Below are 23,763 nucleotides of genomic sequence, written 5' to 3' on the forward strand. Positions count from 1 at the left end.
TCGTGAGAAATGATTCCGACTATTCACTTTTTAACGAAGGAGCAGGGAAAAAACCTATTTGAATAAAATACTTTACGTAATCTACAAGTAGCTCACTTCCTACCATAGGCGATTCAATCTTATTTTGTTTACTTTCATTTTGAATCATATCTGTACAATACTTAATGCTTGAAAGCTTAAACATCCCCTCCATTGAATCACTTAATAAGACTGCTTTTTGTAATTGTTTTTGATCGTCATTCTGATCTGCAAAATGTTTCAATTTATTCTTCCAAGACTGAAAATCTATTGTTTCCAAATGATACCCCATACCTTGAAGAGTATCGATAAGAAGAGAAAATTCTAACTGATTAAACAAATTAGCTGTTCTTCCATTGAAAGCATCATCACTTGAAAAATGCACAATTAAATGAGCTACACAATCAACAGGAATAAGATCGATACAAAGGTTCTCTTCTTTAAAAACAGGGACAGCATTGATCTTTAGCATTGCCAAAACCAGCTGCCAAAATGCATCATTTTGATTCCCTACACCATTTTTAGTTGATCCACTTATCCTTCCCGGACGGTATATAGAAATAGGAACTCCTTTTCCATGAGCAGCCCAAAGCATCTCTTCTTCAACCCATTTGTTTTGCGTATATCCATTAGGCAAGATGTCATTAGCTTGTAATCTTTCATTTTCAGATACAATATGTGCTGGATCATTATTATTAAATGTAACGGCAAGCGTTGAAACATAATGTATTGGCTTAATATTACATTGAGTGGCTAAACGTATCACCTCATAAGTCCCTTTCACATTTGTCTTTTTCAATTCTTGATAAGAACTTACACCACTAATTTTCGCTCCGTTATGATAAATACAGTCTACTTTAGTAACGATCTCATTATATTCTTCAGCAGAAAGTCCAAAATTATCTAAAGAAAGATCACCACACAAAGGCTTAATTCTATCGCTCTTTATTACATGTTCCAGTTTATAATTTGATACATTTTGAATAATACGTTGTTTTGCTTCCTCCTGATTAGCAGCACGAACAAGACAGTATATAGTTGCTTGATTATACTTTGTAATTAAAGCATCTAATAAAAATGCCCCGAGAAACCCCGTGATTCCTGTTAATAAAATATACTGAGGCTCACCTTGGTTAACAACCAACTTCTGACTTTCTAAATCTACCAACACAGAATCAGCTATGCTTGCATCTGCATTCAGTACAGCAATTGGTGTTTGAATTATTTTATTTTCAGTACTATATGATTGATCTATTATTTTACTTAGTTTAACTATGGATGGATACTGAAATAACATTCCTATAGGTAATTCCAAACTCCATTCTTTATAAATTTTACTGATAAGTTGCGCTCCTAAAAGTGAATGCCCTCCTATATCAAAGAAACTGTCATCAATACTTATTTCTTTAAGGTTTAACAGTTCACAGAAAATAGAATATAATCTGATTTCAGTAGGGGTTACAGGATAATTATTATTATTTTGACATTCTATACTATCTATTAATGCCGAATAGTCAATTTTTCCGTTGATTGTTAAAGGAATAATATCAACGATAGATATCATGGCAGGTATCATATAAGATGGCAATATCTTTTTTAGAAAGTTTCGTAACTTTTCAGAACTTATAAGATGATTCTCTTTTTCAGTGTCCAAAACAGTTACATAAGCCTTTAATTGTTTATTTCCTGATTCATCTTCGCTTAGTTTAACTGCAGCTTTCTCAATAAGAGGATGTTCTTCAAGAGCTGTTTCAATCTCGGTAGGTTCAACCCTAAATCCTCTAATTTTTATTTGATTATCCATACGTCCCATAAAAACAAGCTTATGTTCTGCAGTCCATCGGGCAAGATCTCCGGTACGATACATTCTTGAGCCTTCATTTCCAAATGGATCGGGTAAAAATCGTTCTGCCGTCATAGCAGATTCATACAAATAACCACGGGCTAACCCTGGGCTCGAAATATATAATTCTCCACACTCTCCAACAGGAACCGGATCTAGAAACTCATCAAGCACATAGATGCTAGAATTTACAAGAGGTTGTCCGATATTAGGAATTGTATTTTGTAATAAAGGAAGGCTTAATGTTGTACATACAGTAGATTCAGTAGGACCATATCCATTAATAATATTTCTATTATGGGCCCATTTAGAAAGTAGACCACCACTTGGTGCTTCACCAGATACAATAATCATTTCAAGATCTTCCATCTTCTCATTCTCCATAAGAGTAAGAACTGCAGGAGGTAAAGTAACATGGGTAATTTTATGTTCGCTAATTGTATTAACTAAAACCCTTCCTGCTACCAAGTCTTCTGTATCAGCTATCACCAAATGAGCACCTCTCAACAAGCTACATAGCTCCCAAAAAAATCCGTCAAAACTCTGAGAAGCAAATAATAAAACACGACTTGATTCATTAAGCTTAAATTGATTTTTCTGTGTATCAATAACCTGCATTATTCCCTCATGGGTAACCACCACAGGTTTTGGGACTCCCGATGAACCTGATGTATATATAATATAGGCAGGAGAAGATACAAACAAAGGACTCAATAATTCAGATGGTTCTATAAGAGAGTCTGATAAATTATTGAGAGTATCGCAAGTTTCGGGATCATCTATCACAAGAGTTTCAGTTTCGATAAAAGATAATTTCGAAACAAGCTCAGTCGTCGTTACCAAAAGGGAAGCTTTAGATTTGTTAAGCATATAATGTATACGCTCTTCAGGAAATTGACTATCTATTGGCATATAAGCTGCACCCGTCTCTAGGATAGCCAAAGTCGCAATAATCCAATCTATCGATCTTGGAATTGAAAGCGCCACCACTTGCTCTGCTCCTATTCCTTTGGTTATTAATAAACGAGCAAGTCGGTTAACAGAACTTTTAACATCTTCATACGTTAAAATACAATCTTTATGAGATACAGCAATCCCTTTTGGCGTTACATCCACTTGCTTCTGAAATAAAGAAGCAAAATGTTCTGCTTGATAGCCATTCATCCGTTTTTCAGAACAATAATCTATACTATTATTGTAGCCAATATTAATTTTATTGATTTTTTGCTCTGGATTTTCTACAATACTTTTCAAAAGATGAATATAACTCTCAATAAAATGCTCAATTGTTTCTGATTTAAAAAGATCTGTATTATATTCAACAAACCCCTCGATATCTTTATTTTAAGACTGTTTTTCCGCAAATAAATTGATAACTAAATCAAATCGACAACTTTGATTCTTCATAAATTCAAACTTTGAATCTAATCCTGAAAAATGAACTTGAGCTTGTGGCTGATTCTGAAATGCAAATAAAATCTGAAACAGAGGATGCCAGCTTGTTGTTCCTGATTGTTTAAGCTCTTGAACAAGTCGATCAAAAGGAATGTCTTCATGAGCATATGCTGATAAATCTTGTTCTTTTACTTTTTTTAATAGAGCCTGGAAAGTGGGATCCCCTGAAGTATCTATTCGTAAAACTAAATTATTGACAAAAAAACCAATTAAGTCTCGAACCGAAGAATCTTTACGACCTGCAATCGGAGTTCCAATCACAATATCATTACCTGCACCAAATCGGGTTAACAAACAACATAATCCGGCATGTAAAATCATAAACAGAGTAACGTTCTGACTTTGAGACAACAAAATCAAATCATTATGGAGATTAGAGGGAATAATTAAGCTTTTACGATCTCCCTTATAAGCAGGTTTTTCAGGACGAAAATAATCACTTGGTAAAGAAACCAAATCCGGAAGATTATTTAAATTTTTAGTCCAATAATTAAGCTGCCGATCAATCACTGAACTTTGTCCCTGCTCTCCATGAAATGTATTCCTTTGCCAAAGTGCATAATCACTATATTGTATCGGTAAAGGATTCCATTTTGGAATTTCATTATTGATACGTGCAGAATATGCCGTGGAAAGATCTTTCCAAAATGGAGCAAATGACCAACCATCAAAAGCGATATGATGTATGATAATTAATAATACATGTGTATTTTCATCTATATATAATAATTTTGCTTTTATTGGAATTTCTTCGGTTAGATTAAATGCATACCTAGACTCATGATTCAAAGTTTCCTGTAATTCTTTTTCAGAAGCCTCTATACAATCTATATTTGTCTTTACTTGATGAACAATCTTTTGATATGGGATACCTTCTTTCTCATAAAACATCGTTCTCAAACTTTCATGACGTTCTAGTACATCATCTAGTGTATTTGTAAGTTTCTCTTTATCTAATTTTCCAGAAAGATTAATAGCCAAGGGAATACTATATGTTTCATTCGGTCCCTCGAGATTAAACAAAAACCATAATCGTTGCTGCGAAAAAGATAATGGAATGTGAGTTGGCCTATCTTGTTTATATAAAGGTAAGGTAATCTTAGACTCAAAATCTAATTTCTTAATTAAAGTTGCAGGAGTAGGGTTTTCAAAGAATGTTTTAATAGATACTTCTAAATTCAACACATCACGAAAACGGTTCATTAAAGTAATTACTGTTAGTGAATTCCCTCCCATTTCAAAAAAATTATCATCAAGTAGTACTTCAGACAATCCTAATGTTTCACCAAATAACTGACATACAATAGATTCAATATGAGTACTGGCTTTTCTTCCTCCCGAACTTTTATATGAATTTAAAGCTAAAAGAGCTTCTTTATTTATTTTTCCTCTAGACGTTAATGGCATCCTATTAATAGGAATAATCGTACTAGGTAACATGTATTCAGGAAGCTTTTTTTGCAAATGAGTTTTCACTTGAATAAGCAGCTGATTAATATTACGTGACATAGGAGGATAATTCGCACAGCTTTCTATACCATAGGACAAATTATGATCTTGATACAAATGCCCATAAGACCTATTCTCAAATGACTTATGCATAAAAATAATATCAACTACCCCATAGTTTCCGGATTGAGAATGAACTACTGATAATTCATAATTATTTTCTTCAGCCAATACTTGAAATTCTTCAAGTTTCACCTCATTATTAACTAACTGATTATAAGCATTTTTAATAACTCCCAATTCTTCATTATTAGAAACCTTCTCATATGCTCTGATAATAGGAGCAATACGTTCGTTTGGAATTCCTTTTATACATAAAGAGGGTATATTATCTTCTTTAAGAAGACTATTCACATATTGAATATCACAATTATTCCAGTCCAGAATATTTTTATATTCACATAGTTTTTCATCTTTACCTGATTTTTTGAATAATATTGCATCATAACGATATTGCGACATCTCATTAATGCAATTCCCTTCTTTAATTTTTGTTTCGAAAGTAGCTACATCCGATCTGTTTTCACTCCACACAGCAAACAAATCCGGAGAGATTAATAATTCAGGTTCCATCATCATATCTCGCTCAACAGCCATCATAAGATCAAGTTCAGTCTCTATTTTTGTATTATGTAAATGGACCTCTGTGTAAAAATGACGCTGTAATTTAAAATCACGGATATCTCCAATAAATATTTTCCCGGAAGGAGATAATAAATCCATAGCTTTATTAATCACCTCAATAAAGTAATTGATATCTGGAAAATATTGGCAAACGGAATTGATAATAATAGTATCGAACGTTTGTTTTGGAAGCTCATCTATTGAGTCTGCAGATTGATGAAATAACTTAATTCTATCCGATAAGGATGGATCTTCTTCAAAAACAGAATTCAACTTCGTAATTGACTGTTCAGACAAGTCCGTTCCCCAATACAACTCAGTCTCTTTACAAAGATTTTTGATTAACATTCCGGTCCCAACTCCTATTTCTAAAACTTTCTTGGGTTTAAGACTTTTAATTCTTTTCAATGTCATATCTAGCCACTCACGCATATGAGATGGCTCAATAGGCTTACCATCAAAACTACTATTCCAACCTACAAGCTCTTCTGACTCTTCGGTTGTATGAGCTTCTTGATAAATATCATCATAAATTTTTTCCCATTCATCAATTTGTTTTTGCTTTAGCTGATCACTACTTGAGTCAACGCTATAATTAGGAACAATATAAGCCAGTAGCTGATTTCCGTTCTCACTTTTCTGTGCTACAACTGAAGATTCAGAAACATTGGGATGAGCTCTTAGTGCTTCTTCAATCTCTCCAAGTTCTACTCGAAAACCACGTACTTTTACTTGTTGATCTTTCCTTCCTACAAATACTAAGTCTCCATTTTCATTCCAATAAACCAAGTCTCCTGTTTGATACATTCGGGAACCTGGTACTCCAAAAGGATCTGGAAAAAACTTTTCAGCCGTTAAAGAAGGTTGATTCAAATACCCTCTTGCAATACCCGCACTCGAAATATACAATTCACCTATTTCTTTCCCTACAACTTGTTCAAAATCATTATCTAAAATATAAGCACTCATCCCATCCATAGGCTTACCTATAGGAATTGTATTTAAAATTTCATCAGAAGGAATACTATAAGAACAAAAAAAAGTTGTAGTTTCGGTAGGACCGTACACATGAACAATTTCCGTATTCGGTAATTTCTGTTTCATTTTAGCAATAGAGTCTGGTGAGCATTGCTCTCCACCAAACAAAATTTGTTTTACTCCATCCAAATGAGCACCTTTCTCTTTGGCTAAAAGATTAAATAGCATCGTTGTAAAAAACACTGATGTTACTCTCTCTTGAGCAATAAGCTTTACCAAATAATCAACATTTAGACTATCTTCCTTCGCAATCACAATCGTACCTCCTTTTAATAGAGGGACCCAGATCTCAAAAGTAGAAGCATCAAAAGCAACCTGAGAATGGAAAAGAACCCTTGCCTGATTCTCAAGGTTCCATAAAGAGTCTGAAGCAAAATTAGAAATCGCAGAATGAGTAATACAAACCCCCTTAGGGATTCCTGTGGACCCCGATGTATACATTACATAAGCTAGTTGAGACTCATCAATTTCCTCTAAAAATAGATACTTTTCTTCTGAAGGCAGCCCAGAATGCACTACTTTTTTGACATCAACAACCTGTACGGTTTTCTCCCAACTAGTATACTCTTTCTCGCTGATAATTATATTACATTTTGATTCTGCCACCATGTATTGTAAACGATGTTCAGATTCATTTAAATGTAAAGGTAGATATGCAGCACCTACTTTAATCACCGCCAAAATAGAAATAACAAATTGAGTAGATCTAGGCAAATGAATAGCAACTATTTCTTCTTTCCCTACTCCTTTCCGGATTAGCTCATCAGCTAATTGGCTAGATAAAATATCTAATTCTAGATATGTTAACTTTTTTTCAGCATCTATAATAGCTATCGCATTTGGATGATTATCCACTTGCTCCCTAAAGCCATACATTAAATTTTTTGGTAACATTTTTTTAGTTTTCAACGCGTTTTTTTATTTTATATATTTAACAACATTTTTAAACAAATTTCAATAATAATTAAAACTAGAATTATATAGACATAACAATCCCATCATCATTTATTCAAGACAATTTTCAGGTTTCACTTAGTATTCCTGTGACTAAAAATATTAAGCTTAATTAATGATAAAAGAGGAATAGTAAATCCACTAAACCACAGAAATTAATAGAATTTATCTAGTAGAATATCAACAAAATAATTACAATTCAGATTTTAATCCACAGATTAAAGGACCTAATTTTAGATTACGATTTTTATTATTATTTGCATTACAACAATATGATTAGATAAACAATTTTTTTGCTTTGTACAATGTAAAACATACCTTTTGGATAGCCATTTTTTAGCCATTAGTGCCTTTATTTATTTTAGTTATTTAACAACAATAAACATATATAATTATCAATTTTCAAATCTATGTAATTAAAATATTACAACAAATATGCAAGTATATATTGCTCTATAAAAACAATAAATAAAAACAAAAAATAGAATAAAAATAGTAAATAATAAATGGTATAATGTAAAATATCCAATAATGGTGATAATTATAAAAACTCTAAAATACGGATTCGAAATAACTAAGATATGCTCTTCCAATTATATATCAATGATATTAACATATCATGGACAAAAGCAATTCAATAAACACACTTAAAGTAATTCTCTAAATTTGGAACATTAACTTACAAAGATGAATATCTAAGATAAAAACAATCATCCTCCTTTATCCCATTTTTCAGCTCAACGCTAACGATTAAATTTTCAGAAATAGAATCTTGATGAGTTCTACAATATCGCTGGACAACATTATCACAGTTGTTACTTCTAAAGTAATTATTAAGAGCAAATTCACCTTCTCCATTATTTCACATTTGGTATTTAAAAAATTCTTAGCAATTTTAGTTATTTACCATTAAGCAATCTAACCAAGCAGTATAATTTCTTAATTACTTAAATAAATATTAATATAAATTTGGATAGTTTTACATCTACATTAATCAAGTATTTAAAAGCTTATTCTGAGGTAAAATTTGATGAATTTCGAAAAGCAGACTCTATTTCATATTTTTATTTCCTTCACATTCAATTTCGTCACATAAAGAATATCAATACATTAAAAATATACTTATAATAAAAACAACAAAAAGCAGAACCACTAAAAAGATCAATCCAAAAAAAAATTAGTAAATTTTTTTAATTTAAACTATAGTACAAAAACTATATTTTAGATTTTTCAGGAAGATGAGTTTATATTTTGAATAAGATAAAAACATTATAAATAATTCCCTAATTAAGGATATTAAAAGACCAGATTCCAAACAAATCCTCTTATAAATATTTACAATTTGTGTCAAAAAAATACAAGATACAGATTCAATCTCATCTTAAAAAAAAGAACAATATTGGATAATTACCATTCCCCGATAGTAAAAGAATAGCCTATAAAATCAATTCATAAAATTAAAGTATCAGGGTAACATTAGATATTTTATGGAAAAGAAATGAATAGACATGCTCCCTAAACTTCTATATTTCTCAGAAAATTAACTTTATATTTAATGTATGAAACTTAAGGGTAAAGAAAAACAATTTTGGTGGAATTTTGGGCAAATCAATAATTCCAAAAATATTCCTATAGAAATACAAAACATTGTTGGAATAGATGATCCCGACTATAATGATGAATATTTCGCAATGCTTATTGACAAAATAAAGATTATCCAGTCTATTTATCTCAAAGAAACGGACCTCACTGATAAAGGAGTGAAATATATTTCTCAAGTGAAAGGATTAAAGAACCTCACCATGATGAAACATCCCAATATCACTAAAACTTGTTTACCTTATCTCAATAAACTTATTGATCTAGAATATCTGGACATCTGGAGAACTGAAATCATTTTGAAAGACCTTATAGAATTAAATCAGTTGAAAAATCTAAAAAAAATATATGTTTCTTCTGCTAGAAGGGCAGAAGATGAATCTTATCCAGAGTTAGGTAACGAACAAATTTTGGAACAAATAATTATGCTAGAAGAAATTTTTCCTGCTTGTACATTTATCGTGGATCATAAAGAATATTTATAAGAAATACATATTAGAATTTCTCTAAACCTTTGGAATATTTTAGACAGGTTTACAATATGGTTTATGTACCCTTACATATTATCCCCTTACATTTCATCAATATGAAGCGAGAAACCATTATGGTAAAGCTCTCCTTTTTAAGAACCTCATAAATTAATTTTAGCTTATTTCTAAATAATCTGTGATTATAAATTTCGACTAAGATGTTTTTCTATCGACCAACTCTAAAACAAAAAAAAAGCTGTAAAATCTAGGTTTTACAGCTTTTATACTATTTGAATATTAATAGTTGCGATCCGGACGGGACTCGAACCCGCGACCTCCGCCGTGACAGGGCGGCATTCTAACCAACTGAACTACCGGATCAATTTTTTAAAGAAATTGATAAAACTTCTGCGATCCGGACGGGACTCGAACCCGCGACCTCCGCCGTGACAGGGCGGCATTCTAACCAACTGAACTACCGGATCAAATTTTATTAAAGAACGTTGTTTCTTTTTTGTGATTGCAAAATTACACCTTTTTTCATTACCTGCAAATTATTTTCAAAAAAAATACCTTCTAAAAACAGAAGGTATTCATTATCAAAGATATTTTTTATATGTGTGCACTTAATTTTTCGGCAATAACTTCTTTTGGAGTTACACCCACTAATTTATCCACAACCTCACCGTTCTTAAAAATAAGAACCGTAGGAATATTTCTAATCCCATACTGCATAGAAACCTCTTGGTTATTATCAACATCAATTTTCCCTACTACTGCCTTTCCTTCAAACTCTTCTGCCACTTGTTCAATGATTGGTCCTAATGCTCTACAAGGTCCACACCATACTGCCCAAAAGTCAACTAATACAGGTTTATCTGATTTTAAAACCATGTCCTGAAATGAATTATCTGTAATTTCTAACGCCATTTTTATTATTTATATTAAATTAGTATCTATTATTAAATTTTTATTCAAAATTACAACTTTTGAATAAAAGTATCATCTATGTTCAAGATTAGTTTTTTCTATAGCAACATCTTTCGAAATCTCTTTTAAAGCCAAAACTAATGCATCAATTTCTTCTTTGGTCGTCATATGACTAAACGAAATACGTAGAGGTGTACCATTATCCATCTCATCTTCAGACAATACCATCATCATAACCATAGAAGGTTTAGATGCTCCTGAAGAGCATGCACTGCCTTGTGAAATTGCAATTCCTTTCATATCTAACTGCAATCCAATCAAAGGGTTTTTAAATGGTAGTAAAGCATTTAAAACCGTATAAAGGCTATTTTCTTTTTCTGCACTTCTTCCATTAAATTTAATCCCAGAAATTTCGGCAGAGAGTCTTTCCACAGCATAGTCTTTAATTTCTTGCATATGCTGGGTATATTGTACCATATTTTTTAAAGATAACTCCCAAGCTTTTCCCAGTCCTACGATCCCAGCCACATTTTCTGTTCCTGCTCTCAGACTTCTTTCTTGGGGACCTCCCGTTATAATTCCTTTGAGACCGGTGGCTTTTCTTATAAAGGCAAAACCAATCCCTTTAGGTCCATGAAATTTATGAGCACTACAAGACGCAAAATCCACCTGAATATCAGAGAAGTCCAGATTCATATGAGCCATTGTTTGTACAGTATCGGAATGAAAAAGAGCATTATTTGCTTTGCATAATTCTGCCACTTTTTTTATATCCAAAAGATTCCCAATCTCATTATTAGCATGCATTAAGCTTACTAACGTTTTTTTATCCGAAGCTTTTAATAGTTCTTCTAGTTTATGTAAATCAATATCTCCTTTTTCATTAGGACGGATATAATTAACCTCTACCCCTCTTCTACTTTTCATATCAAGGATACATTCAGAAACACATTTATGCTCAAGTGGAGAACTAATAATCCTTTCTACTCCTAAATGCTCTACACTGGATTTAATGATCATATTATTGGACTCCGTTCCGCAAGAAGTAAATATAATCTCAGCCGGAGTGACATGAAGGCAATCTGCTATTTCTCTCCTTACATTTTCAATACATATTTTCGCTTCCTGACCAAAACTATGGGTAGAAGAAGGATTACCGAAACTCATTTTCATGGTATTGACCATTGCATCGATAACTTCTTCTGAAAGAGGTGTCGTAGCAGCATTATCTAAATATATTTTGTTCATCTTTATTTTGAATATTTTAATTGTACTGAATTGAATTGGAAATGTAATGGAACTGTAAAAATTAACCAAGGATTAGAAATCACCTGAATTTCCATTCCACCTGATATATATTGAGGTACTTCTACATATAGAACATTATCTTTTACCGAAAGACTTTTTATCTGTGTAATTCGATGATCTCCTGATCTGAACTCACCCAAATTATACAACACCACTTTTTTATCAGCAGGAAATTCGGGAAGCATAGGTTCTTTATCCGTATCCACGGATAAAAAACTGCTTTTAGCTATGTTTTGGAGCTCTTGCTTATCTTTGACGACTCTGAATCCCTGCTTATCCGCCCCTCCATTTGATTCAGAAATAAAAATCTCTGTTTTTTGATTCATTTCAGATACTTTTGAAGAGGATTTAGTCGCACAATTTACCATGACTGCTAAAAATACAATAATCAGTCTTTTCATTTTTATATTTTGTCCCCAAAATTAATGAAAAAATTGATAATGTCCCTCATTTGCCCACTTGAGCATCTGTTTGTCACCTGAGGTATCCCCAAATGCTATTATTTTATCATACCTAGCATCATTTATCTCTTCTTTTATCCTACTGAGTTTCTCTTCGCCATTACAGTTTCTACCAATAAAATTCCCAGTAAAAATACCATCCTTAAACTCAGCACGTGTGGATATCAACTTCATTTGAAAGGCTTCTGCAAAGGGCTTTGTCCAAATATCAAGAGAGGCCGTTACTAAAAGACTTTTTGTATTATCTCTATCGATATTTTCAATAAAGTCCAATGCGTTCTCTCTTACTATCTTAGGATAATTAACTTCAAAAAATTGCTTTGCTTTCTTTTCAATCTTATCTTGAGATTGTCCTTTAAGGATAGACCCTATAAAGCTTTTTTTTACTTTTTCAGTTTCTGCTAGCCTTAATTTTAATAAGATAAAAAGAGGCACGTGCTTGATAAATTGCACACGAAACTTCACAGGCGCATAAAACTTCAGATACATAAACATGGTATCCTTATATGTCAAAGTTCCATCAAAATCAAAACAATACAATTTTCTCATTTTTAAAGCTTTAATTTTTTAAAAATACGTTCAGGAATATTTTTTATTATAAGCATAATGACACCCCAAACAGGTAAAACATAGGCCACATTTTTTTTATTTTTATAAGCTTTAAAAATGCAGGCTGCTGCTTGTTTAGGAGTTGCTGTTAATTTAGCATTCAATGGTAAACCTTCAGTCATTTTAGTGGCCATAAAACCAGGTTTTATAGTAAGAACATGCACTTTTTTATCAAAAAGATAATTTCTCAATCCACTCAAATAAGCAGTAAAAGCTGCCTTAGCACTGCCATAAATAAAATTACTCTGCCTTCCTCTTTCTCCTGCTACAGAGGATAATCCAATAATTGTTCCGGATCTTTTGCTTTCAAATTTTTGAACAAAGTGGTTTAAAACAGGTATCAATTTCGAATAATTAACATCTATAATTTTCTCTGTATTCTTATGATCGTATAATCCAACTTCCGTATCATCCCCTAAATATCCTATGGCACAAAACAATAAATTTGAATGTATATTTTCAAAACTATTATAGTCAATTTCTTTCATAAGATCAAGTTCAATAACCTCTGCATGTTGAAGAAATTTCACATCGATATGCCTTGCAAATCTCTCTGTCGTTTCTTTATTTGAGCTCAGCAAATAAATTCTTTCAAATCTTTCACCTTCCTGTAAAACCTTTTCTACAAAAGCCTGTGCCACTTCTGACGTACTTCCTAAAACGATCATTAACTGTGATTATTATTTATAATTCTTTTGTGCTGTAAAGACACAAACTTTGGATTTTGAATATTCTTAAGATAATTAGTGAGAGAAGATTTACTCATACTGTCTTTAGTAAGATAAATCCTTCCGCCAAATTCCTGTACGATATTATCTAGTTGCTCAACAAGTTTTTTCAGACTTGAATTCACTTTAAAATCAAGGGCTAAAGTATAACCTTCAAATGGAAAAGAATTGTATGCCTCCTGATTATTTTTCCCAAACAATTTTAAAACAGCAAGAAAAGATCCATTCCCACTATTAGCGATTGTTTCAAGAATTTTTTTCATTCCTTCCTTTCCTCTTTCCTTGGGAATCACCATCTGATATTGAATAAACCCATTTTTTCCATAAATTCGGTTCCATTCATGAATAGCATCCAAGGGATAAAAAAACGTTTCATAATCGATGAAGTTTTTCACCTCTTTTTGCGACTGTTTTTTATAATACAACCAATTAAATATTCTTACGGTAAGTGCATTAAGCACAAATCCCGGAAAATAAAACGGAATAGTGGGCTCCATTTTCTTTTTCAACCTTAAAGGAGTTTTCTTTAAATTTTGAGGCAATTCATGTTGGAAAGCATGTTCTCCCCTCATCAGAATACTTCTTCCAATATTCTTTCCTTTTTGTAAACAATCTATCCATGCAACAGTATAAGTCCAGCTTTCACTTTCATCAAATAATCTGAAAATTTCATCCAAATTTTCTGCCTTGATACTTTCCTGACGGATATATGCTGATTCGATATTCTTTAGTTTAAATTTGGCGGTAAGGATAATTCCTGTAAGTCCCATACCTCCTATCGTTGCCCAGAATTTATCTGTATTTTCTTCTCTCGAACAAGTAATAATATCCCCATTTTCGGTCATGAGTCTAAATTCAATGACATATTCTGAAAAACATCCTTCCGCATGGTGATTTTTTCCATGAACATCAGAGGCAATTGCTCCTCCCACAGATACAAATTTAGTTCCGGGAGTAACATATAAAAAAAGACCTTGAGGGACTGCGATTTCCAAAACGTCTGAAAGCAGCACTCCAGATTCACATTCAATAATCCCGTTCAATCGATCAAAACTAATAAATTTATTAAGCTTTTTAGTGGAAAAAATACTTTCGCCTAAAGAAGCATCTCCATAACATCTTCCATTCCCTCTTGCAATCACTTCATTATGGCTCAGTACAAAATCTTTTATTCTTTTGAAACTATCTTCAGATTTCATTTCTTTCTCCACTACCGGAAAATTTCCCCAGTTTGTAACTTTCTGTATGAAATTCAGCTTCATTTTTTAAAATAAATTTGGATTAAAAACATAGCTACCCATAATATTAAAGTAACCTGAATATATCGATCTCTATATACAATTTTTGTCGGAGATTCGGTTCTATTGTATACCAACGTCTGTTGTAAGTATCTCAGAAAAGCAAATAAAACAAATATTACGGTATAAAAGACTCTTTGATGAAATCTTCCCTGAACTTCCGGTGATAAGGTAAACATTAAATAGCATACAATAGCTAAGGTCACTGAAATAGAAAGAGCTATATCCGCAAACTGCACATTATACCCATCTAATGCCCTTCTTGTTTTTCCTGAAACCTGAGCATTGATAAGCTCTCCTCTCCTTTTGCCTATTGCAAGAACCAATGCTAAGACAAAAGTCAGTAAAATTGCCCATTGTGATATATTGATTCCTGTAATATAACCTCCTGACAAAACCCTTAAAACAAATCCTGTGGCAATGATAGAAATATCTATAATAGGAACATGCTTTAGCTTAAAAGTATAGGCTAGATTCATTACAAAATAAAATCCAACAATGGTTGCAAATTTCCAAAGATTAAGATCAAAATAGGCTTGAGCAAAGAATACCAGTATTATATCTAGTATGATAAGGCCAACAAAAATACCTATAGCTCGAGATTTTGAAATAGCCCCACTTGCCAAGGGCCTTCTTCTTTTTTCAGGATGTTTCTTATCCGCTTCAATATCATTATAGTCATTTAAGATATAGACAACACTTGCTGCGAGGGAAAAAATAATAAAAGCAAATATACTTTTGGTAAGCAAATCCAAATTGGTAATATTCCCTGAGAAAAATAGAGGAACAAAAACAAAAAGATTTTTCACCCATTGCTCTACCCGAAGTAGTTTAAGATATTTCTTCATTTATGTTATTTCAGATACAAAACTATTAAAATAAAAATTTATCATATAAAAATACAAAAAAAACCGCCGCAGCGGTCTTTTATGAAAATATTTTATCTATAAAATTATTTATTCTCTTTCTGAGCTTCGTTTATCATTTTCTCATTTGCGGTAATAGCAAACTCAACTCTTCTATTTTTTGCTCTTCCTTCTTCAGTATCATTTGTAGCTACAGGCATACTTTTTCCTTCTCCTTTTGCAAACAATCTAGAAGAAGCAATTCCTTTACCTGATAAGTAAGTTTTTACTGAATTGGCCCTTTTTTCCGAAAGTGTTTGGTTATAAGCATCCGAACCTTTTCCATCCGTATGTCCGTAAATATTAATATTTGTATCAGGGTTATTAGTAAGAACCTGAGCTAATTTATCAAGATTTGTTTTAGCCGTACTTGTTAGTGCAGATGAGTCAAAATCAAAATTAACAATGCTTTCATTCAACGTAATTTTAATACCATCACCTACTCTTTCTACTTGAGCTCCAGGTAAAGTTTCTTTAATTTCCTTTGCCTGTTTATCCATTTTGTTACCAATTACATTTCCTGTAACACCACCTATAATACCTCCTAGTACTGCTCCTAATGCGGCGTTTTTACCTTTACCCACATTATTTCCAAGAATACCTCCAATCACAGCTCCGGAAGCAACTCCTACCGCTGTTCCTCTTTGTTGATGGTTAGAATTTTGAACTGCATCACAACTGGTAAGCAATAGTGCCGAAGAAAGGAAAAAAGCACCTAAATATGTTTTTGTAAGTTTCATTTTTTAATATTTAATGGTTAAATTATTTCATTCCTGTTTTTTGGAAGTTGTATACAACTCTTACTGTACTTCCTTCAAACGGAACATTTTGTTCAAGTGAAAACTGATCATTAGATTGACTGATCAAATTAAGAGAATAGCCTACTGTATTTTGTTTAGCTTTTGTACCATCAGCTATTTTTTTGAACATAAAAGTATTGCCATTTTTCACCTCAAATTTGATAGGCTGTGTTAAGCTTGGACAAGCTCCTCCCCCATTTAAAGTATAGGCACCTGTATAATTGTTTGGAATTAATTTCCAATGGCTTCCAACAAAACATTGAGCATCAGCTCCTTCATCAAAAGGCTTGATTTTGTATTGTTTATCGTAATCAACGCTTACGATTTCCCAATCTCCTTTCATGCTTAAGAATTCTGATTTTTGGTTTTGGGATGTTGCTGCTTTATTCACAGAGGAACAAGACACTGCAAAGAGTGATGTTCCCAACATTCCTGCAAGTAATAACTTTTTCATTTCTTGTTTATTATTTTGTTACTATAAAATTACAAAAAACTATGCCAAAAGTGACAAAATAAAAATAAAAAAGTCCGAGGTTTTCGGACTTTTTATGTTTTAGCTTAAAAAACAAGCAGATAAATTATTTTTCTGCTTTCTTTTTCATAGGTTTCACTGCTTTTTTTTCTGTAGTTTTACCATTATAAAAGTTAGTATAAGCATATTCTGCTGCTTTTTTCAAGTCAATTACACCACCAGACTGTGATAAATCATTAAACTGATTAGTGGTACTTTGGTTACTTGTCTTTACTAAAGCTTCAATAATCTGATACGGCTTCAAATTGGGCATATAAGCAAGAAGAACCGCTGCTGAACCTGCCACTACAGGAGAAGCCATAGAAGTTCCTTGAAGGTATTTATATTCATTTTTAGGAATGGTAGAATAAATATCTTGACCTGGAGCAAACACGTTCACCATTTTTTTATTAAAATTAGAAAAGCTGGCTCTTAATGCATCATTTTTATTCGTACTGGCTCCTACTACAATCATATTATTAACAAATGGTTTGTCATCTGTTATATTTTTAAAATTGGTTGGATAAGCAAGATGCTCTGCAACATCTTCATTTTCGTTTCCTGCGGCTTTCACTAAAAGCACTCCCTTATCTTCAGCATATTTGAATGCCTCCCAAACTACATTTTTCCCCGGAGAAACAGGTTTTCCAAAACTCATATTCAGGATTTTAGCTCCATTATCAACGGCATATCTAATTGCATTAGCTACATCTTTATCTCTCTCATCACCATTCGGAACCGTTCTTACCGACATAATTTTAGCTACTTTGGAAGCAACACCATACTGTATTTCTTTTCCTTGAGGTAAACCTGCAATAATACCTGCAACGTGAGTTCCATGCATCGCATCAGGACCTTCATAGTGATTATTTCCATAGTTTTTTTCGGAATAGTCATTGTAGTTATCTCCTACAATTTCTTTTCTTGGATCATAATCCAAGTCATATTGTTGAGCTTTAGGAGTATACTCATCAATTGCCTCCTTCATTTGCTCACGTATCAATTTTTCAAACTCCTCAGATGATTTTCCCTTAAATTCAGGATTTTGAGAAATCTGTCCTAAAATCTGTAAAGCAATAGCATCCTTTTGTTCTACAGGTTTGATACCTGCGATATTCTCAGCTGTTAATGATTTACCTGCCAACAATTTAACCATATTAGGAATAAGGTCATTAATCATTGTAAAAGTCTGCAATCCTTGTTTTCCTTCAACACTATTTTTATTATATAGCTCTTTCGCTTTCATATACATGGCAAACTCTTCTGGCATTTTAGCCTGATTCGCTTTATTTTGTGTAGAATCATTTCCTTCAAAAACAGTCTTATATTGAGCAACCACTCTTGTCACTTCCATATTATCTACATCAATATCGCCATTTTTACCACCAATGAAGTTCCATCCATGAATATCATCAATATATCCATTGCCATCATCATCTTTTCCATTATTTGGGATCTCATTGGGATTGCTCCAAATATTCTTCACAAGACCTGGATGATCTACCTGTACTCCACTATCTAAAACTCCCACCACTACAGTCGTAGGCTTTAAACCTTTGGATTCTAAAAATTTATACGCATTTTCAGTATTAATACCATACACTTTTGAAGTTGCAAAATCCTTATGATACCAAGTCATAAGAGCCTCATCCTGATTTATTACCTTTGCTTCCGTTTGTTGTGCAAAGGAAAATTTAAAACCTACTAGAAAAACAGCAGCTAATAATATCTTTTTCATTCTATAATACGATTATTTTATATTTTTAATATAAGTCAAAGACTCAGGTCCTTTGTTACAGATAAGGTCTAAAACTGATAAATCATTCAAGAACCCAAACTTATCCGAAAAGGTCTGATAATATTCCTTCATTTCAAATTCAGAAGGATCTTTGGCAGAAAATTTTTCTCTGAAATTCACCTCATCCGGATTTTTAATATATTCTTCATTCAAAGAGTATGCCTTTTCTGTTTTTAAAATCTGTTGAAGAATGTCTAACCCCTTAATATTAAAATCCAGAAGATATTTTTCATTTATATCAAATATTTTTCTGAATTTATCTTCGTAGTACTCAAAATAGGGAGAGCTTTGATACGCTGTTTTTATCGATTTCCAATGTAACTTTCTCCAGTCTTCTCTATAAGAAATTTCAATATCTTTTAATTCTCTTTTCCCATTATGAGCAATAGGAATTATTAAGGACAATTTTCCATTAGCACCATACACATTGGCTCTGTTTCTGTAGGTCTGTTTGGGAAAACTTTCAAACTGTTCAAATACAACTTCCGTTTCGGAATTTAAGAATACAGAAAACCATGAAATGGGCGGCAAATAAAATACCGGTAATAATATATTTTGCATAATAATTTTAAATTTTTAGAAACAACATTTTTTATCTTTTTATTGTTCTAAACTTTAACTAATTTATAGATACACATCAATGATTCATTTCAATTATCGAATCATTTTCTGCATGGGGTACAAAAGCATATTGCAAAACCTTTAAAGGTTTTGCAATAATAAAAAGCCTCATAATATAGCCTTACGTAAGAAAACTATATTAAATATTTTATTTTTAAACACTATTCTTCTTTAGTTTTTCCTTTTGTAAATAATTTCACAAAATATTCCCATCCAAAGAAAAGTATAAGAATCATTGCTGCAATCCACCAATAAGATGTTTTATTAGCCTCACCCGTATTAGTAGCCTTAAACATTCTTTCCCAACGAATTTTCCAACCGTTTGCCTGATAAGAAGAACTTGAATCCTTAAATGCCCCTTCTATACTCATCCAAGTAAACATAGGTTTTCCCACTATATTTTCTTCAGGAACAAAGCCAAAAAATCTTGCATCTAAGGAAGCATCTCTGTTATCTCCCACCATCATATAATAATCTTGTTTGATCGTATATTGGTTGGTTTCTTTTCCATTAATGAAAATTTTTCCGTTTTTCTTTTCCAAACTGTTATGTTCATATTCAGAAATGATCCACTGATATTCAGGTAATGTTTCTTCATTAATTGTAACTACATCTCCTTTTTTAGGAAGTCTTAATGGTCCATACCAATCAGGATTCCATGCTTTATTAACAGGAAAAATAGACTGCGTAGTATCTATACTCTTAGTATATTCTGTTTTATCTGCATTCAATTTATATTGAATCATAGCAAAGTCTTTTGGTAGAATTTCTTCATTAATACTTATGACCTGTGGTATCTCTTTAATCTCTTTTACAGCAGCATTAGTAAGCCCTTGGAATCTATATTCAAATCCTCCGTTTTTCAAAGGCTTCTCAATTACAGGCAAGAAACCCATTCTATTATAAAGTTCCGGAATATCAATCTGAGATGAAGCCTCAACCATATACGCATGTTGAACTTCCTGATCTCCAAGAACCGTCTCCGGCTTTCCATTCACAAATAGTCTTCCTCCTCTCATTTCAAATGTATCACCTGCAACAGCTACACATCTTTTCACATAAGGATCTTTTCTATCAATAGCAGTATGTACGGAATCTTGAGGATAATTGAAAACAACTACATCATTTTTCTTGGGCTTTTTGAACTGAAAAATTCTCTCATAGGGTAGTTTTATCCCATCTATATAAGATTTTGGATCGTCTTTAGGATTACCTTTTTCTCCAGTATCTGTAATGGTTCCTTGTAAAAAAGGAATAGCTACCGGGCGCATCGGAAGTCTGTATCCGTAGCTCCACTTGTTCACAAAAAGAAAGTCTCCTACCAATAGTGTTCTCTCCATAGATCCTGTAGGAATTCCGAAAGGCTGCGTAACAAATACATGAATAATGGTAGCAAAAACAACGGCAAAGGTTATAGACCCTATGAATGTATCTTTCTTTTTTGCATTCTTTTCCTCATCATTCAAAAATAAATCGTTTGTACTTTCATCTTCTAGCTCTACATCTTTTGAATAGTTCACACTTGCCATATAAATAAATGGAAGGATTACCGTAAGAAGCTGATGTTGGACAAGCGTTTTTCCAAATTTTTTCATCAAATAAAGATGAAAAACAGACATCATAATAGGCCCAACGATAGGTAAATAGGATAAAATTGCCCACCATTTTGGATGTTTTGTTTCTTTTAGAATAATAAAATAATTGTAAAAAGGAATAAAAGCAAATAATGGATTGTGTCCCATTTTTTTGAATAGCTTCCAGGTTGAGATTCCCATTAACACTGATAAAATGAGAACATAGACTGTATAAGTTAAAAAATAATTCATAATTTTTTTGTACTATCTATTTTTGATTTGTGTCTAGCAACTGTATTATTAGTTTACGTTTTGTAAAATTTGTTACAATATTAAAGTCCCAAAACATCGTTCATTGCGAAATTTCCTTTCTTATCCCTGATCCATTCTGCTGCTACAACTGCTCCCAACGCAAAACCATCTCTATTGAAAGCGGTATGTTTAATTTCTATTTCATCAACTTCACTTCTATAAAAAACACTATGAGTTCCCGGAACTTCATCTTCACGTATAGCAAAGATCCCTAGTTGATTCCCCATAGTTTCTTCAAGTTTCCACGCTTCAAATTTAGGATTGTGTTTAAAAATGCCTTCTGCAATAGAAATTGCAGTACCACTGGGTGCATCTTTTTTATGGATATGGTGAATTTCCTCTAACTGGCAAGAATACTCATTAACATTCTTCATAAGATCAGCAAGCTTTTCGTTAAGAGCAAAAAATAAATTTACTCCTAAGCTAAAATTTGAACCATAGAGAAATGCCGTATTATTTTCAATAGCAATTTTTTCAATTTCGTTTTTTTTGTCAAGCCATCCTGTTGTTCCACAGATTACTGGGATTTTATTTTCAAGACAAGCTTTCACATTTTCAAAAGCGACTTCAGGAAGTGAAAACTCAATAACGACATCAGGATTATTGAGATTTCCAGCAGTTGGAGTTTCTTTTAACCGGGCCACAATATCATGACCTCGTTTGGTGGCAACTTCATCAATTATTTTCCCCATTTTTCCATATCCAACTAATGCTATTTTCATGCGATATATTTTATTCTTAATAATTTGGTCACACGAATTTAAACAAATTCATGTGATATCTTTTATTTGTATTCGATACTTTTCAACTTTAAGTATACATACATTATTAAAATCTATAACTTAAACTTAACCCAGTTTTGGGCGGCGTAATCCCATATTGATCTTGAATAATCGTAGGATTAAAAGTAAGATCCGGATCGTGACGGCTTTCATATAAATGAGCATCGACTACCGCATCGACAATATTAAGGATATAAATTAACCCTGTAATGGCTATTGCGTAATCTCGTTGCCTTTTGGCTCTATCTTGAGCGTTTCCTAATGCTACCTTATCCAAGAAAGGACGAGAATCAACAAATTCATTAGGGGTTCCATTTAATTTGGCTACATAATATTCTCTGTACTTTTTATACTGATTATCATTCCAAATTGCAATACCGACTCCTGCTCCGACTGCTCCCCAAACAATAGGTATTTTCCAATATTTTTTGTTATAATATTGACCTAGTCCCGGAAAAACAGCAGAATATAACCCTGCTTTCGTAGGGTTAAGTTTCAATGTTTTTTTCGACGGTCCATTAGCCTTTTCAAGATCAGCTATAATTTTAGATTCAGACTTAGGAAGTTTTTCCACAACCACTTCGTCTTTCGGGGCATTTTCTACCCGAACCGTATCATTAGGAACAACTTGTGAATAAGCAGATGCAAAAAGACACAAGAAAAATGTGAAAAATATTCTCTTCATTTATTTAATATGGGATAAAATATATTCCAGTTCATCTTCATTTTTGAAGTCCAGAACAATTTTCCCTTTTTTACCATTCGCGGAGGCTTTTATTTCCACTTTTACATCTAAAATATCTGCAATCGTTTTTTGGGCTCTTTTATAATTATTAGAGAGCTCGGCTTGAGCTTTTTTAGCTGCCGGTGATTTAGGATTTTTTAGCGCAGTTGCGGCCTGTTCTGCCTGACGAACATTAAGTTTTTCTTTAATAATTAAATCAAACAGAATGTTTTGATGTTCTTCATTCTCAAGACTAATGATAGCTCTACCATGTCCGGCAGAGATTTCACCACTTCTTATTGCATTCTGAATATCAGGATTTAATCTTAATAGTCTAATAGAGTTGGTTATCGTACTTCTGTCTTTACCTACTCTTTGGCTAAGATTTTCCTGCGTAAGACCAATTTCATCCAAAAGTCTTTGATAAGTAAGAGCGATCTCAATCGCATCAAGATCTTCCCTTTGGATATTTTCAACAAGAGCCATTTCTAAAAGCTCCTGATCATTGACTAGACGAATATAAGCAGGAATCGTTGTTAATCCAGCAATTTTACTTGCTCTATAACGTCTTTCTCCGGAAATAATCTCAAATCTACCTCCGTCTTTCCGCAAAGTGATGGGTTGAATTACACCCAAATTTTCAATAGACTGAGCAAGCTCATTCAATGATTTTTCATCAAAATAAGTTCTCGGCTGTGTGGGATTCGGATAGATATCTTCAAGCGCTACTTCTACAATATTGCCCACAAATTTATCTGCTCCTTCATCAGTAGCAGAATTAATTGTTGCTTTGGATTCAGCACTTAAAATTGCACCTAAACCACGTCCCATCGCTCTTTTTTTATCCTTCATATGATAACTTTAGCTTCAAGTTTTGGCTTACTTTAAGCTT

Annotated in this window: 18 protein-coding genes and 2 tRNA genes; 1 reads left to right on the forward strand and 19 read right to left on the reverse strand. The window is 32.6% G+C overall.

The annotated features are described in order from the left end of the window. Window positions 1-19: 19 nt before the first annotated feature. Together CHRY9293_RS04610 and CHRY9293_RS04615 are read right to left on the reverse strand one after the other, a co-directional pair. Window positions 20-3,115 (reverse strand): amino acid adenylation domain-containing protein, encoded by a 3,096-nt coding sequence (locus CHRY9293_RS04610; RefSeq protein ID WP_162031809.1) that lies wholly within the window; start codon window positions 3,113-3,115, stop codon window positions 20-22. A gap of 90 nt (window positions 3,116-3,205) precedes the next feature. Beyond that, window positions 3,206-7,381 (reverse strand): non-ribosomal peptide synthetase, encoded by a 4,176-nt coding sequence (locus CHRY9293_RS04615; protein ID WP_162031810.1) that lies wholly within the window; start codon window positions 7,379-7,381, stop codon window positions 3,206-3,208. Between the two features lie 1,619 nt (window positions 7,382-9,000). Between CHRY9293_RS04615 and CHRY9293_RS04620 the strand changes: the two genes are divergently transcribed. Next, window positions 9,001-9,525, forward strand: a complete 525-nt coding sequence (locus tag CHRY9293_RS04620; RefSeq protein WP_162031811.1) for a hypothetical protein — start codon at window positions 9,001-9,003, stop codon at window positions 9,523-9,525. A 292-nt stretch (window positions 9,526-9,817) separates the two neighbouring features. On the opposite strand, the gene CHRY9293_RS04625 is transcribed toward CHRY9293_RS04620, so the two are convergent. From CHRY9293_RS04625 to CHRY9293_RS04705, 17 genes are all read right to left on the reverse strand, one after another. After that, window positions 9,818-9,891 (reverse strand) — tRNA-Asp (locus tag CHRY9293_RS04625). A 30-nt stretch (window positions 9,892-9,921) separates the two neighbouring features. Beyond that, window positions 9,922-9,995, reverse strand: a tRNA-Asp gene (locus CHRY9293_RS04630). Between the two features lie 127 nt (window positions 9,996-10,122). Continuing rightward, the gene (gene trxA, locus CHRY9293_RS04635; RefSeq protein WP_122547947.1) at window positions 10,123-10,440 is read right to left on the reverse strand and encodes a thioredoxin; all 318 of its coding nucleotides are present in this window, start codon (window positions 10,438-10,440) and stop codon (window positions 10,123-10,125) included. A gap of 72 nt (window positions 10,441-10,512) precedes the next feature. Then, window positions 10,513-11,688, reverse strand: coding sequence for a cysteine desulfurase family protein (locus tag CHRY9293_RS04640; protein ID WP_162031812.1), 1,176 nt, complete (start codon window positions 11,686-11,688; stop codon window positions 10,513-10,515). A gap of 2 nt (window positions 11,689-11,690) precedes the next feature. Next, window positions 11,691-12,149 carry a hypothetical protein gene (locus CHRY9293_RS04645; protein WP_162031813.1) on the reverse strand — a complete coding sequence of 153 codons (459 nt, stop codon included), beginning with the start codon at window positions 12,147-12,149 and terminating at the stop codon, window positions 11,691-11,693. Window positions 12,150-12,170: 21 nt separating this feature from the next. Then, window positions 12,171-12,758 carry an HAD family hydrolase gene (locus CHRY9293_RS04650; RefSeq protein ID WP_122637064.1) on the reverse strand — a complete coding sequence of 196 codons (588 nt, stop codon included), beginning with the start codon at window positions 12,756-12,758 and terminating at the stop codon, window positions 12,171-12,173. A gap of 2 nt (window positions 12,759-12,760) precedes the next feature. Next, window positions 12,761-13,486, reverse strand: a complete 726-nt coding sequence (locus CHRY9293_RS04655; protein ID WP_162031814.1) for an SDR family NAD(P)-dependent oxidoreductase — start codon at window positions 13,484-13,486, stop codon at window positions 12,761-12,763. Continuing rightward, window positions 13,486-14,808, reverse strand: a complete 1,323-nt coding sequence (locus CHRY9293_RS04660) for an FAD-binding oxidoreductase (protein WP_162031815.1) — start codon at window positions 14,806-14,808, stop codon at window positions 13,486-13,488. The genes CHRY9293_RS04655 and CHRY9293_RS04660 overlap by 1 nt, the downstream gene beginning before the upstream one ends. Beyond that, on the reverse strand, window positions 14,805-15,692 hold the full coding sequence (locus CHRY9293_RS04665; RefSeq protein ID WP_162031816.1) for a decaprenyl-phosphate phosphoribosyltransferase: 888 nt from the start codon (window positions 15,690-15,692) through the stop codon (window positions 14,805-14,807). Before CHRY9293_RS04665 ends, CHRY9293_RS04660 begins: the two co-directional genes overlap by 4 nt. Before the next feature lie 104 nt (window positions 15,693-15,796). After that, the gene (locus tag CHRY9293_RS04670) at window positions 15,797-16,489 is read right to left on the reverse strand and encodes an OmpA family protein (RefSeq protein ID WP_122547954.1); all 693 of its coding nucleotides are present in this window, start codon (window positions 16,487-16,489) and stop codon (window positions 15,797-15,799) included. A 22-nt stretch (window positions 16,490-16,511) separates the two neighbouring features. Then, a complete protein-coding gene (locus CHRY9293_RS04675) occupies window positions 16,512-17,003 on the reverse strand; it encodes a lipocalin family protein (protein ID WP_122637068.1) in 492 nt (163 codons plus the stop codon). 124 nt (window positions 17,004-17,127) lie between these two features. Beyond that, complete coding sequence (locus tag CHRY9293_RS04680; protein ID WP_162031817.1) at window positions 17,128-18,798, reverse strand: S8 family serine peptidase; 1,671 nt, start codon at window positions 18,796-18,798, stop codon at window positions 17,128-17,130. 12 nt (window positions 18,799-18,810) lie between these two features. After that, on the reverse strand, window positions 18,811-19,419 hold the full coding sequence (locus tag CHRY9293_RS04685; RefSeq protein WP_122547957.1) for a WbqC family protein: 609 nt from the start codon (window positions 19,417-19,419) through the stop codon (window positions 18,811-18,813). Window positions 19,420-19,640: 221 nt separating this feature from the next. Then, complete coding sequence (lepB, locus tag CHRY9293_RS04690; RefSeq protein WP_162031818.1) at window positions 19,641-21,305, reverse strand: signal peptidase I; 1,665 nt, start codon at window positions 21,303-21,305, stop codon at window positions 19,641-19,643. 80 nt (window positions 21,306-21,385) lie between these two features. Beyond that, window positions 21,386-22,087 (reverse strand): 4-hydroxy-tetrahydrodipicolinate reductase, encoded by a 702-nt coding sequence (gene dapB, locus CHRY9293_RS04695; protein WP_162031819.1) that lies wholly within the window; start codon window positions 22,085-22,087, stop codon window positions 21,386-21,388. A gap of 106 nt (window positions 22,088-22,193) precedes the next feature. Further along, window positions 22,194-22,832 (reverse strand): DUF5683 domain-containing protein, encoded by a 639-nt coding sequence (locus CHRY9293_RS04700; RefSeq protein ID WP_162031820.1) that lies wholly within the window; start codon window positions 22,830-22,832, stop codon window positions 22,194-22,196. Continuing rightward, window positions 22,833-23,723, reverse strand: a complete 891-nt coding sequence (locus tag CHRY9293_RS04705) for a ParB/RepB/Spo0J family partition protein (protein WP_162031821.1) — start codon at window positions 23,721-23,723, stop codon at window positions 22,833-22,835. Window positions 23,724-23,763 lie beyond the last annotated feature (40 nt).

It is taken from the genome of Chryseobacterium potabilaquae, from assembly GCF_902728265.1.
GTDB lineage: Bacteria > Bacteroidota > Bacteroidia > Flavobacteriales > Weeksellaceae > Chryseobacterium > Chryseobacterium potabilaquae.